This window comes from uncultured Photobacterium sp. (assembly GCF_947039875.1).
Taxonomy (GTDB): Bacteria; Pseudomonadota; Gammaproteobacteria; order Enterobacterales; family Vibrionaceae; genus Photobacterium.
The window spans coordinates 1-14,333 of the sequence record NZ_CAMRAN010000001.1; the positions used below are offsets into that span (position 1 = coordinate 1).

Annotated in this window: 10 protein-coding genes, 1 tRNA gene and 1 rRNA gene; 2 read left to right on the forward strand and 10 right to left on the reverse strand. The window is 42.4% G+C overall.

Translation table 11 applies throughout. The features are described 5' to 3' along the window. Window positions 1-95: 95 nt before the first annotated feature. Window positions 96-211, forward strand: a 5S ribosomal RNA gene (gene rrf, locus Q0V26_RS00005). 32 nt (window positions 212-243) lie between these two features. Further along, window positions 244-320: transfer RNA gene (locus tag Q0V26_RS00010), tRNA-Asp, on the forward strand. A gap of 642 nt (window positions 321-962) precedes the next feature. Here Q0V26_RS00010 and Q0V26_RS00015 read toward each other — a convergent pair. The 10 genes from Q0V26_RS00015 to Q0V26_RS00060 all read right to left on the reverse strand — a co-directional run bounded on the left by Q0V26_RS00015 (window position 963) and on the right by Q0V26_RS00060 (window position 14,263). Beyond that, on the reverse strand, window positions 963-1,349 hold the full coding sequence (locus Q0V26_RS00015; protein WP_297474491.1) for a hypothetical protein: 387 nt from the start codon (window positions 1,347-1,349) through the stop codon (window positions 963-965). A gap of 285 nt (window positions 1,350-1,634) precedes the next feature. Continuing rightward, window positions 1,635-3,047, reverse strand: a complete 1,413-nt coding sequence (locus Q0V26_RS00020; protein ID WP_297474493.1) for a phosphoglucomutase/phosphomannomutase family protein — start codon at window positions 3,045-3,047, stop codon at window positions 1,635-1,637. A gap of 63 nt (window positions 3,048-3,110) precedes the next feature. Continuing rightward, window positions 3,111-5,516, reverse strand: coding sequence for a N,N'-diacetylchitobiose phosphorylase (locus tag Q0V26_RS00025; RefSeq protein WP_297474495.1), 2,406 nt, complete (start codon window positions 5,514-5,516; stop codon window positions 3,111-3,113). A gap of 41 nt (window positions 5,517-5,557) precedes the next feature. Next, entirely contained in the window at window positions 5,558-7,486 is a 1,929-nt protein-coding gene (locus tag Q0V26_RS00030) for a beta-N-acetylhexosaminidase (RefSeq protein WP_297474496.1), read from the reverse strand. 10 nt (window positions 7,487-7,496) lie between these two features. Further along, window positions 7,497-8,387 (reverse strand): N-acetylglucosamine kinase, encoded by an 891-nt coding sequence (locus Q0V26_RS00035; protein ID WP_297474498.1) that lies wholly within the window; start codon window positions 8,385-8,387, stop codon window positions 7,497-7,499. Next, window positions 8,380-10,116, reverse strand: a complete 1,737-nt coding sequence (locus Q0V26_RS00040) for a glycoside hydrolase family 9 protein (protein WP_297474500.1) — start codon at window positions 10,114-10,116, stop codon at window positions 8,380-8,382. The genes Q0V26_RS00035 and Q0V26_RS00040 overlap by 8 nt, the downstream gene beginning before the upstream one ends. Before the next feature lie 118 nt (window positions 10,117-10,234). Then, window positions 10,235-11,230 (reverse strand): ABC transporter ATP-binding protein, encoded by a 996-nt coding sequence (locus Q0V26_RS00045; RefSeq protein ID WP_297474501.1) that lies wholly within the window; start codon window positions 11,228-11,230, stop codon window positions 10,235-10,237. A gap of 41 nt (window positions 11,231-11,271) precedes the next feature. After that, window positions 11,272-12,246: an ABC transporter ATP-binding protein gene (locus Q0V26_RS00050; protein WP_080158518.1), complete on the reverse strand. Its 975-nt coding sequence runs from the start codon at window positions 12,244-12,246 to the stop codon at window positions 11,272-11,274. After that, window positions 12,246-13,274, reverse strand: a complete 1,029-nt coding sequence (locus tag Q0V26_RS00055) for an ABC transporter permease (protein WP_080158517.1) — start codon at window positions 13,272-13,274, stop codon at window positions 12,246-12,248. Before Q0V26_RS00055 ends, Q0V26_RS00050 begins: the two co-directional genes overlap by 1 nt. Before the next feature lie 2 nt (window positions 13,275-13,276). Continuing rightward, window positions 13,277-14,263 carry an ABC transporter permease gene (locus tag Q0V26_RS00060; RefSeq protein ID WP_297474505.1) on the reverse strand — a complete coding sequence of 329 codons (987 nt, stop codon included), beginning with the start codon at window positions 14,261-14,263 and terminating at the stop codon, window positions 13,277-13,279. Window positions 14,264-14,333: the final 70 nt, after the last annotated feature.

Sequence of the window (14,333 nt, forward strand, 5' to 3'; positions counted from 1 at the left end):
TGGTAGTGTGGGGTCTCCCCATGTGAGAGTAGGACATCGCCAGGCTCAAATTTATATTATTGTTATTAATTTAACAGTAATAGACACAGAATTTACTTAGCAACCATAGCGCAGCGGTACCACCTGATCCCATGCCGAACTCAGAAGTGAAACGTTGTAGCGCCGATGGTAGTGTGGGGTCTCCCCATGTGAGAGTAGGACATTGCTAAGTTTCAAATTGCTTAAATGCTGAATAGACACTGCGGAGTGGTAGTTCAGTTGGTTAGAATACCGGCCTGTCACGCCGGGGGTCGCGGGTTCGAGTCCCGTCCACTCCGCCATTATTGAAGAAGCCTGAATCTAACGATTCAGGTTTTTTTTCGTCTGTATAAAAGTAAGATGATGCAGAATAGACACTGCGGAGTGGTAGTTCAGTTGGTTCGACTTTTTATTGAGAAGCTTAGCGGCCAGTCACGACTATTATTTGATGGAAAATAGCCGCGCTGATGCTCTGGTTGTAATGCTAGTCATGGCAAGTTCCGTCCACTTCACATTATTAAAGAAACCTGAATTTAATGATTCAGGTTTTTTTTGTCTGTAGGAAATGATAACGATCGTGTGGTAGTTCAGTTGGTTAGGCTTTTTATTGGGAAGCTTAGCGGCCAGTCACGCCGAGGGCGCGCTGATTTTCGGAATGGCAAGTCCCGTCCACTTCACATTATTGAAGAAACCTGAATCTAACGATTCAGGTTTTTTTTCGTCTGTATAAAAGTAAGATGATGCAGAATAGACACTGTGGAGTGGTAGTTCAGTTGGTTAGGTTTTTTATTGGGAAGCTTAGCGGCCAGTCACGACTATTATTTGATGGAAAATGGCCGCGCTGATGCTCTGGTTGTAATGCTAGTCATGGCAAGTCCCGTCCACTTCACATTACTGAAGAAACCTGAATCTAACAATTCAGGTTTTTTTTCGTCTGTAGAAAACTACTTCAATTCATAGAAGCCAGTGTGAAAGATTTCATGTTGCTGTTGGTCACTAATATCTCGGCGACGTGCACGATAACGTGAAACAAAATAAGTAATAACGACAGAGAAAAGGGCATAAGCGATAAGGAATGTTAGCGGTGAATGGATTATTTTGGCAGAAAAGACCCAAATAACACCTGTAACTGTAATAGCGAGTTTCGTCAATGCGGCAACAACTAAAAAACTCATCGCATATTGTGGTCGACGAATAGCTTGGTAAGCAATTAAATAGCTACAACTGACAGCAACAATCGCCAGTGTAAACCCAACTGAGAATGAATGAAAATGTTCGCTAAATAACATGGCGAGCGCGATCATAGTGACAGCAATGATGGCCTTTTTCATAACAACTCCTTACCTTACGCAGAAAGTTTTATTTGTTGAGATAAGCATGGACCTTAATTAGCTAATTGTATGTGACGTGATGCGTTTTTTGATTAATTGATAATATCAATAGTGTGGTTTGTGACCAATGATTGGTTATTGTTAATTGGAGGCTTTCAACAACGTTGTAACAAAGAAAAGGGTAGTCAAAAGACTACCCTGTGGCAAAGATCATAACAACTGATCTGCACAATGTAACAGCTATAAGGCGTGTTACTAGGACTTAGCAATGAAAATAACTAACTGTTATACCGAAAGAAATTGTTTAAATTGCAGTAAAACTGCTTCTGCTTGAGTTTGATCTTCCATTTCTACAAATAAACGCAGTAAAGGCTCTGTGCCAGAGAAACGCGCTATCGCCCAGCCACCATTTTTAAAGTAAACCTTGGCACCATCGGCGTAACTGACTTTTTCGATGTCATAATCAAATTCAGGCAGTGATTTTTCGATATAAATTTTATTATAAAGACGTTCACGCTCTGCGGCTTTAAAGGTACAGTCACCTTCGGCGGTATAGGCATAACCAAAACGGCTATAGATTTCATCTAATAGCTCAGATAATTTTTTACCGGTTGAGCTGATCATTTCAACTAATAGGCTCGATGCGAAAATGCCATCTTTACCCTTGATATGGCCACGAATAGTGAGGCCACCAGAGCTTTCACCGCCAAGTAATGAGTCATCAGCTTCCATTTGAGAACTGATATGCTTAAAGCCAACCGGTACTTCAAAGGATTTTTCGCCATAAGCTGCAGCGACTTTATCAAGAAGGTGAGTGGTTGCGATATTACGTACTACAGAGCCTTTCCAGCCTTTGTATTCAAGTAGGTAGTAATACAGCAGTAATAGCACTTCATTAGGATGAATAAAGTTACCTTTTTCATCAATGATACCTAAACGGTCGGCATCGCCATCAGTACCGATACCAATATCATAACCTTCTTGAGCCACTAAATGTTTAAGGCGGTAAAGCGTTGCCGCACTTGGTGATGGCATTAGGCCGCCAAAGCCTGGATTTTCACCATCGTTGATAACATCAACATCACAACGACCAGTGATCAATACGGTTTGTAAGGCATTTTTTGCCACACCAAACATAGGGTCAATAAGAACGCGTAGGTTAGCTTTTTTAATTGCGTCTAAATCAAGTAAAGAAATGACCGAGTCAACGAACTCGTTCATTGGATTGATGATTTCAATTAATTGATCACGTTGAGCTTGTTCGAAATCGACATGTTTAATATCGGCTACGGTTAATACTGAAATTTGTTGTTCAATTTTTTGAGTAATAATTTCATCAGCATCTCGACCGCCTTCGATAAAGACTTTAATGCCGTTATAGTCCGCAGGGTTATGCGAGGCAGTAATACAAGCAGAGTAAGTTGCACCTGTTTGTTTGGCTTTAAACATAACAATGGGTGTTGGTACAAAGCGGTTGATAAAGCTACATTTGATATTGTTTCCTGCTAATACTTCAGCAAACCATGTCGCGGCTTTATCTGATAAAAAGCGACGGTCATAGCCGATAATAAAACCATTTTCTGTTACTGATTCTGTGATCATGATGTTAGCAATAGCTTGTGCTACTAAACGTACATTAGCTTGAGTGAACTCTTCGCCAATAAAGGCACGCCAACCACCGGTTCCAAATTGAATCATGGAGGAACTCCTATTTCTCTCGCAAAATAAAATAGGGGAGTAAATCCACTCCCCGAAAAGTGATTAGCCCATTACGACCATAACAGTATTCACAGAACCTTCAGCTTGGGGCGCTATTGCACCTTCGACTGACTGACCGTTAAGCGTGATAGATTTAATCCCCTTGCTGACATGATCTGGGTTAGTAACATTAATTGTGTATGTTGCCCCTCGCCACTCACGCGTTACTTCAAATCCTGGCCATTCAGTTGGAATACATGGATTAATAGTTAAACCATCAAAGCCTGTTTGAATACCTAGAATAAAGTTAGTCACGGCAAAGTAAGCCCAACCAGACGTACCTGTTAACCATGGATGGTTGGCACGACCATGATCTTGGTGATCGCGGCCCATGATAAATTGCACGTAAGAATAAGGTTCAGCTAGGCGTGTTTCAATCATGTCGTTTTGGTTGTATGGGTTAAGTGCATCATAGAACTTCATTGCACGGTCGCCACGGCCTAGTTTTGCTTCTGCTACCCATGCCCAAGGGTTTGGATGTGAGAAGATAGCGCCATTTTCTTTAACGCCTTGGTATACACGGGTTACAAAACCAATGTCGTCGTTAGGGGTTGAGAATGAGGGTGCATTGAGGTGTAAGCCAAACTCTGAATAAAGATTTTCATCAACCGCATCCATTGCTTGTTCACCACGATCTTGTGATGCCATACCTGATAGAACAGCAAGAGTATTTGACTCAAGGTGAATACGACCTTCAGTTTGTTGCGCGGTACCTATCTTGTCGCCATTTTTGGTTAAACCACGAATGTACCAGCCACCTTCGTCATCCCATAAATGGGTTTCACAGGCTTCACGAACATTGGCAGCCATTTCAGTGTATTTTTCAATATCGGCTGTTTTACCTTGGTATTTAGCCAGTTGAATAAATTCTTGTAGTGCCCAGAAGTGAAGGAACGAGACCATTGCTGATTCACCGCCACCTAAGTTTAGGCAGTCATTCCAATCGGCGCGTAGACCTTTACAGATACCGGTTTGGCCAACATATTTAGCGGAGAAATCAAGTGCTGCTTTCATGTGATCATAAACAGTTGCATTACCACCATCAGCGTATGGGATCACTTCATCAAGGAAGCTTTCTTCGCCAGTTTCTGTCACGTACTTACAGATAGTAGGGACTAACCATAGGTGGTCATCTGAACACGTATCATCAATACCGTGGATCTTATCGGCATCACTTGGGGTTGGAACAACTGTTGGCGATTTTGATGGCTTAACATCGGCCATTTCTGGATCGAACCAATCAGGATCAAACAGGTGTAAACCGTAACCCGCTTTAACTTGGCCACGAAGCAGATCAACTAAGCGCTTACGTGTCATTGCTGGGTTTGAATGTGGTACTGAGATCGCATCTTGAGCTGTATCACGGTAACCAAGACCTGTACGCCCGCCCACTTCGATAAACGAAGCAAAACGTGACCATACAACACACGTTTCTGCTTGGTATAGCGTCCAAGTGTTGATCATGGTGTCTAAGCCTTCGTTTGGCGACGTGACTTTAAATTTATTACAACGGCTTTCCCAATGGTGTTTGATTTCTGCAAATGCAGCATCAACGGCAGCGCTATCTTGGTATTTTTGACGTAGACGTTGGCCTTCGTTTTTACCAATACCTAGAATGTAGTTAAAGCGCACTTCTTCACCCGGTTGAAGGGTGAATTGTTTGTGTAGAGAACCACAATGGTTGTAACAGGTTTGCACGTGATTAGAACAACGGCCTTTTTCAACCGCAATTGGGTTTGATTCATCACGGTATGCACCGATAAAAGTATCACGCTGACCATCATAGCTATCAGGGGCAAAGCTTGATGCTAGGTAGTAGTAACCTTCTTTTTCTTTGGTGTTGTAATATAAGTCGTACTCAATCACGCCATCTTCATAAGATGTACCTGCAGAGTAAAGACTCATCTGGTGGTTTTGGTTGTCAGATTGAATGTGACTAAACGAGAATTCAACAAAAGAGAATGCGCTAATTGTACGCACTTCATCAGTGGTGTTTTTTAGTACAACATCCCAAATTTCAGCATCTTCACCAATCGGTACAAAGAGTGTTTTCTGTGCAGCAATACCGTTGTACTCACATGCAAATTTTGAGTATGACAAGCCGTGACGCACTTCATATTTTGCTTCATCAAGACTTTTTGCTACTGGCTGCCATGAAATAGACCAGTAATCACCCGTTGCATCATCGCGTAGGTAAACATAGTGTCCAGGGCGATCAAATGTCGCGTTAGGACGGAACTTGGTCACACGATTGTATTCTGGTGACTTATAGAAAGAGTAACCACCCGCATTTTGTGAAATCACTGTGCAGAACTTTTCAGTACCAAGATAGTTGGTCCATGGTGCTGGGACATCAGGTCGAGTGATAACGTACTCTCTGTTGTCGTTGTCAAAATAACCGTATTTCATTATTTCTAATCCTTAAAATATTCACTTTACTGTGTGCGTGGTTATTCACAGTGGCGGTAATTAATGCCCGCCTTGTCTAGATAGTTAAGTTGACCTTTTAAGCGAGCTTTAAAGTCATCCCAGTTACGATGTTGTGGTGTGCTCCAGCAGATCTCCGATACCGCTAGTAAGCGCGGATAAATCATATATTCAAATCGGCTTTGGTTATTTATTAATTCTGACCAAAGTGCCGTTTGAATGCCTAAAATGTGCTGTCGCTCAGAATTTTCCGAAGCGATCATGCTAAGTGGGTGATAATTGTAAACTTTATCTAAGGTTAACTTGCCAGCCCAATCGACACCTGCTTCATCTGCAGAGTAACCTTGAGCAAGGTCGAGGTAGGTAGATTGCGCAGGTTGCATTACGACATCAAACCCATTTTTGACGCATTCAAGCCCCGCTTCTTCGCTAAGCCAAGAAAAAATCACGGTGTTTTTACTGACTTTATTGCCATGGGTGGCTTCTTCCCAACCCATCATTCGTTTGCCCTTATCACGTAATACTTGCTCAGCAAAACGTAATATATGGCCTTGAAGTTCCATTGGATCGTGGTAGTTGTTGTCTGCCATTAATTGTTGGCAAGCCACACTGTCAGACCACACACCTTTTGGTACTTCATCTGCGCCAATATGTACAAATGGAGCAGGGAATAGAGCACAAATTTCATCCAATACTGTTTGAATAAAGGTGTAAGTTCCGGCTAATGCTGGTGATAAAACATTGTCAGGGTAGTTTTGAATGCTGCGATATACCGAATGATCATCGGGATCTTTTAATAGTTCAGGCAAGGATAAAATGGCGGCGCGGCAGTGACCTGGCATATCAATTTCAGGAATAATAGTGATACCGCGATCGCTGGCGTAAGCAATAACATCACGAATGTCTTGCTTGGTATAGAAACCACCATAACGTTGATCAATATGACTAAATTGTGGCACGATAACTTCATTTGGACCACGCCAGGCACCAATTTCAGTTAATTGAGGGTAGGCATCAATTTCAATGCGCCAACCTTCATCATCGGTTAGATGCCAATGGAAAGTATTAAATTTATAGCGTGCTAGATGATCTAATAGATGTTTAATACGATCGACGGGGTGAAAATGACGTCCACAGTCAAGCATCATGCCGCGGTAGCCATAATGTGGTTGATCGGTAATTTCTACCATTGGTACGCAATAAGTCGCATTAGCCACATGACTTGGACTATTAGGTAATAATTGTAATAACGTTGAGGTCGCATGCACAAACCCTGTTGCAGAGCTGGCTTGAATCCAAATATTATCGCTTTCAATCAATAACTGATAACCGTGTTCGATAATGTCATTGCTAACGTGATAATGAATATTCCCCTGAGGGTGAATTGGCATTGTTTCATTAAAATGTTTTTTACATTCAGTACTTAACCAATTGATAGCCCCTTGCGCTAAAGCTGGTGGCGTTTCAATTGCAGTTGTTTGATTAAAAACAAATTCACCGTGAAGACGAGTTAACTGGTTCGGTTGTGGAATTAATGCAATATCACAACCGACGTTAGGTAATGGGGTACAGTAACGCTCGATCGACTCTTGATCTAAATTAATTGCGGTGGTGTAAACTTTTAATGGCGCAATCTGATGTTGGTCATTACCCAAAGCAATAAAGGCTTCACGAATACCATCATCATGAAGATTAAATGGCATGGTTCTCATGGTAAATTCAGTGTAAAAGTGCCCATTAGCCTCTAACGGCGGTAATTGTGATAGGCAACTGTAGCTACCCATTTGGCTAATCGTTCCCACCGAGACTGAAGCGGGATCAATGCAGCGGCTTATAAAAAAATACAATGACCATCCGTGCAATGCCTGATCGGTTAAGTTATGTAAACTTAACGCATAGCGGCAATAGCCTTTCGCTTTTTCTATTACTGTAAAATCAAGACGATAAGTCATTTATGTTTCCTTAACGTACAAATAGGTTGTGATTGCCGCGCGCCATTGCAATAGCACCATCCATGGCATCACCCTGAGGTGTTGCTAGACGATGTTGCATTGGTGGTGTTAGCCATGCTTGAATACGTTCACCAATCCCCCCCATTAGGCAAATGTTGTGTGCACCACGTAATATCAATGCTTGCATCCACATTTCAATATCAGCGGCTGTCTGTTGCAGTAATGAGATAGCAAGTGGATCGTTGCGTTCGGCAAACGTAAAAATAGCCGGTGAGAATTGACCATAATCACAAGGCCGAGCGGTTTTTGACCAACTAACAATGGCATCAATATCATGATCGAAATGGGTTAATACATGATGAGCCAGTTCTGTTTTCGGCACGATACCATCGACACTGAGTAGCACTTGCTGAATTAAGTGCAGCCCCATCACTGCGCCACTGCCTTGGTCTGAAATAGGAAATTCACGTCCGCCGACAACATGTTGCTTACCGTTAAGTAGTAAAATGCCGCAAGAGCCTGTTCCTGAAATTAAAATCGCACCATCTTTACCGCCCCAAGCACCTAAACAAGCACCATAAGCATCAGTATTTAATGTGATTGCACCATAAGGGTGAGGTTGTTGCATAAAAGCATGCCATGCTTGTTGTTGTTCTGCGCCAGCAAGTGCTAATCCAACCGTCATTGCAGAATAGTCAGCTGAGGTTAATTGTGCTTGTTGGGCCGCAAGAGTAATGGCTTGTTGAATTGATGCCATGGCAATGTCACTACCAAGCAAAATATTAGCGCTACCCGTTTTGGCTTCACCTAAAATATTGCCATCTAAATCACAAATACGAGCGCGACAAGACGTGCCACCACCATCAATACCCACGAGATAACGATAAGGGAAATTAGCCATGGTGACGTTCCTTAAATTGCAGCGCAGTGGCTAATAAATACCAACCACCATGAGGGATCCATTGCTCTCCCCAACGCCAGTTTTGCAACATGTCATCTTTTTGTGCTGCTGGATTAAAGGCAATATCTTGTTCATTTTCAAAGCCGGATGTGATGCCATTACACACTCCGCCTTTAGCATTGCTAAAACCAAGTTGTGGAAGGTAATCAGGGTTATTGTGACCATGGCCGTCTAACATGCACATATCAAAAGGATTTAAGCCTAAAATCCAATTCATTAACTGTTGGCCATAGTCCATTAGATGCTGTTTTAATTTAGGATCGGTGAGGTGATCTTGTGCCATATAAGCCATGCTCGCGAGTGAGGCAATGCGGGCATTTTCACCTTGCCACCAATAACCTGATTCATTGTTATGAGCGACAAAGAATGCTGTTTGCTTATCACCATTAACAGCTTTGGTATATTGGCGTGGATAACCAAATGGATTATTAACTTCAGTCGTTAACGTTAATTCAAAATTAAGCGTATTCACCAGAACTGGATGTAACTGTTGCTGCTGTTTTGTTTCTGGCTCTGCGGCTAAATATTGCATTAAGGCAATCGCGGGTAAGCCTGCTTCTGCCGCATGGAAATAAGGGCGGCTACCATCTGCGGTTGCTGACCAATAATCGTTAATATTGGCATCAGACATTTGACGATTGCTTAAGCGCTGCGCCCACTCACGCATTTCAGTTAAGTAACGCTGCTGATGGGTAGCGCGATAAAGCTCTACTGCGGCTAATAAAGCGCAGTATTCATCAATGATATTTTCAGTACCATCGTTGAGGTAGTTAATATTGTGTTGTTTTAAGTGCCAATAGCCACGTTCTGCTGCTTGCAGATATGACTCATTCTGCACGTTGTCGCTATGAGGAATACGACTGCAAGATGGTAAGGTTGTTATACGAGCAGAGGCAGCTAAAGCGGCAATAGCAATACCACCACCTTGACGAAAACCTGCTTGATAGTCATCAGTTTTGATGCCATCTTGGGTTGCATAGGCGCAGATATCACGTTGTGCTGGCGACTTGCTCCATTTATCAAACACCGTCATGTAAAAGAAGCCGCCATCACTTTGCATACGTATTAAAAAGTCTGCGCCAAATAATGCTTCTTCTAATAAACGTACCCGAGTGAAATCAGCAATATCAGCTTGATCTTCTGCAATTTCATAAGCTTTGAGCATGTTCCAAACAATCATTGGTGTCTGCTGAGGATTGAGATAATTAGCGTAAGAAAGGTGACTTAAATATTTACTGACATCACCTGACGCATCATACCAACCACCACGAACATCAACGAGAGTCTCGCTATTGAGTAATTGCGCTTGGCTGTCGGCATGATCATAAATGCCGCTACAACGTTGTGATTTGAAATAGTGTAGAACATCACTGAAAGTACGTTGCATTAATAGGCCTTCAGCAATGCTGAAAACAGGTGTTTCAATATTGGCGTAACGAATACGGTAATCGCCTGCTTTTTGGCAAGCAGAAAAATCAATTTGGTAAATATTGCCCGTATGCCATTGTGCGGTGGTGCCACATGCAGTTAATGGCAACTGCATAATAGTTTGGTTAGTATGATTGCACACTAATTCGGCTTGGCCTGACAGTGTTTGTGATGTTGTTTGTAGTAATGCTTGCTTTGTATTAAAGCACTCATAACCAAGGTGATTAATTAACAGCTGCATAGGGCCTCCAATGTCGCTAATAAGTGATGGCTCCTTATGGGAACCATCACTGAACGGCTGGTGCGACAAATAATATGGATAGAAAAGAAAAAGTGTTATTAGTGCTTAATTTTGTCTATTAGTTTTCGTATAAGTAACAACGAACAAAGTGGTTATCAGATAACTGGGTTACTTCAGGTAATTTTTCGCGACATTTGTCGGTTACTTGCATACAACGACCCGCAAATGGACAACCAAAGCTTTCAGGTGTCCATAATGGAATTTCACCTTTATTACCTTTTAGCTTGGTGTGAATTGATTTACTTGGATCGGGTACTGCTGAAACTAATAATTGGGTATATGGGTGTTGTGGATTATGGATAATTTGTTCAGTATCGCCCCACTCAACCATGTGACCAACGTACATAACTGCAAGATCTTCAGCGATATAACGTGCTGTTGCGATATCGTGCGTGATGTAAAGTAGCGCCATTTCACGCTCAAATTTCATCTCTTCCATTAGGTTAAGAACACCAGCACGGATTGAAACATCAAGCATTGAGGTTGGTTCATCGGCTAGTACCACCTCAGCGCCAACGGCAATGTTGCGGGCTAAGTTGACACGTTGACGTTGGCCGCCTGAAAGCTGGTGCGGAAATTTTGCTGCGGTGGCTTTTGGTGGAATGAGGCCCACTTGCTCAAGAAGGTTGTATACCGTCTCTTCAAGTTCTTTTTTATTACCCGATGGCACTTTGTTGTGGATCAGTAATGGGCGCGCTATATGATGAAAAATAGTATGAGTAGGGTTTAATGATCCAAACGGATCTTGCCATACCATTTGTACCCCTTGACGGTATTTCATCACATCATCACGGCTGGTGATGGTCTGAATGTCGCGCCCGTAATATTCAATGTGGCCGCCACTTGGCGCATACATTTTAGCGATCATTTTTGCGGTAGTTGATTTACCTGAACCTGATTCGCCAACCACGGCTAAGCCACGGCTTTTGTACATTTTGAAAGATACGTCGTTAATTGCACGCATCTTTGATTTTTTAAGTGAGTTACTGTTTACCGAAAAATCTTTAATTAGATTTTTACCTTCGACAATCGGTGTTCCAACAGGCTTGCTCATAGTGTCTCCTAAATACTGCCTATAAATGCGATGTGTTGCTGCTAGTTACCTGTATTGGTAAATAGGTGGCAGTTTGATAAACGTCCTGGTTCAATCTGGCTTAACTGAGTTGGCGTACTGAAACACGCTGGGTGGGTTTTTCCACAGCGAGCTTGAAAGCGACAACCTTGTGGTATTTCAAGTAAATTCAATGGATTACCTGGAATGCCTGTTAAACGTGTTTTAGGGCCTGTTAATGGCGGGAATGAACTTCCCAAGCCTTCGGTGTATGGGTGGTACGGTGTTTCAAGAATTTGTTTTGATGGTGCAACTTCAATTAATTCCCCTGAGTACATGATGCCGATACGATCAGAGAACTCGACCATCAGTGATAAATCATGAGTAATAAATAAAATTGAGAAGCCAAATTCTTCTTTTAATGCATAAATTTTTTGTAGAATTTCACGTTGAACCACTACATCAAGTGCGGTTGTTGGCTCATCCATGATGATCATTTTTGGATTTAGCGCCAGTGCAATTGCGATAACTAAACGTTGACGCATACCGCCTGAAAACTGGTGTGGATAATCACGTAAACGACTTGGGTGAATATCAACAATCTCTAATAATCCTTCAGCACGGCGAATCGCTTGCTTACGGTTCATGGTGGTGTGACGCATGATCACATCACAAAATTGCTCTTCCATGGTTAATACAGGGTTCAAGGCATTCATCGCACTTTGGAATACCATTGACATTTCGCTCCAACGGAAGGCTGACATTGCCATATCCGTTTTCTTCAAAATATCACCATGACCGTCAAAGATTACCTCACCACCGGTAATGAATGCTGGTGGCTTATGTAGACGCATCAGTGAAAATGCAACGGTTGATTTACCACAGCCTGACTCACCGGCTAGACCAAAAACTTCACCCTTACCAATATCAAAGCTAACATTATTAACTGCACGGACATCGCCAGCATCAGTAATATAATCAACACATAAATTACGAATTGAGATTTGTGGATCGGTCATTATTTAGTCCCGCCTTCTAGTGCTGGTTGAGGGATAGCTTCAACCGGTTGTGCTTGTTTTGCTGTTTCTTTTGCCAGGTTTTTCCAACGACGCATGCCTTTATGTGAACGTAACTGTGGGTTCGCAATTTCATCGACTGCGAAGTTCAACATAGCAAGGCCAATTGCGATAAATATCAGTGCGATACAAGGTGCTAATACTTCCCACCAAGCGCCAACTAACATTGAAGATGATGTTTGAACGTTGTACAACATTACGCCCCAACTAATGCCATTTGGATCGCCTAGGCCTAAGAATGAAAGCGTTGCTTCTACGTTAATCGCATACATTACCGAACCGATAAAGCTCGCACCAACGATAGAGATAAGGTTAGGAAGAATCTCAACGAAAATGATACGAGGAGACGATTCACCTAATACTTCAGCGGCTTTTACAAATTCTTTTTCTCTAATCGATAGGGTTTGTGCGCGTACGACACGTGCGCCCCATGCCCAAGAGGTGACCGCAATTACAATGGCAATGGTTAATGGTCCTGCTTGGCCAACAAACGCGGCGATAACAAATAGAATCGGCAGTTGTGGCATTACCAACATGATATTCATACATGCGGTGAGGAATTCATCGACTCGCCCACCAAAGTAACCTGCTGAAATACCGATAATTGTTGCTAGGAAACACACTAATAGACCAGCACCAAAGCCAACAGCTAATGATGTACGTGCGCCATAAACAAGTTGAGACCAGATATCACGACCCATACGAGAAGTACCGAGTACGTGATCAGCATCTTTTGACATTAATAACGTACGTTTGTTGGTTGCCAAGTTTTTAGCGATCCAACCTTCTGGATTATCTTGCGCAGCTTTTACAACAAAAGCTGGGTATTCATGTGGATTACCGGTTCTTTTGTCTGGTGAATATTGGGTAATAAACGGTGCAAATAGCGCTGTTAGTATGAATATGATAATAATGCCGAGACCAAACATTGCTTTAGGGTTGCTAGAGAGTAATTTAAATAAGCCTTTCATGATTACTTGCCTCCTTTACGTAGACGAGGGTCTAGCGCAACGATTAGGATGTCGGCCATAAAGTTAAAGAACAACATAAACATCGTCATAATAAGTAACTGACCTTGCAGTACTTGGTAATCACGCGAATGAATAGCGTTTAGCATCACCGTACCCAAACCAGGATAGTTGAAAATCATTTCGATAATTAACTGACCACCAATCGCCATACCTAACGCCATTGATAGTGCGGTAACACTTGGTAGCATTGCATTTCGTGCTGCGTAGTTGAATACCACACGGTTTTCACTCAGGCCTTTTCCTTTTGCCATGGTGATGTAGTCTTCATTTAGCAAGTTAATCATGTTGTTACGCATGCCAATTAGGAAACCGCCAATTTGAATAATAGTGGCACAGAAAAGAGGTAAGGCGGCATGGTAGAGCACATCTTTATAGAATGCGAAGCTGCTCCAATCCGGCGTTAAACCTGCGGTATATGCGTTACCTGTAGGGAACCACTGTAAGCCGATAGCAAAGGTAAACATGACTAACATCGCGATTACAACGGGTGGAACGGCTTGCACCACTAACATTCCTGGAGAGATGAAAGTATCGTAGCTACTGCCACGTTTCCATGCTGCAAAAATACCAAATACAGAGCCAACACAGAATGAAATAATTACTGCAGAACCCGCTAGAAATAGTGACCAACCAATTGCACCACCGAGTAAGTCATTGACTGACAATGGGTAAAATTTAATTGAAGTGCCAAGGTTCCAAGTAAATACGTTCGCTAAATACGAAAAGTATTGTTCATAAAGAGGACCATCAACAAAGCCTAGTAGCTTCTTCATGGCTTCAATTCGCTCAGGGGTTACCTGTGCAGTTGCGTTTGCGAACATCATGGTAACTGGGTCACCTGGCATCGCACGCGGAAGAATAAAGTTTAGCGTTGCCGCGAAAATTAACGCGATAAAATAAAACGATAAACGACGTAAAAAGAATCCCATAACTCACACCTTACACATCCAGCTTGCCTTCCTGAGCTGAATTCAGGACGTAAAACCCCCTGACGAAAAC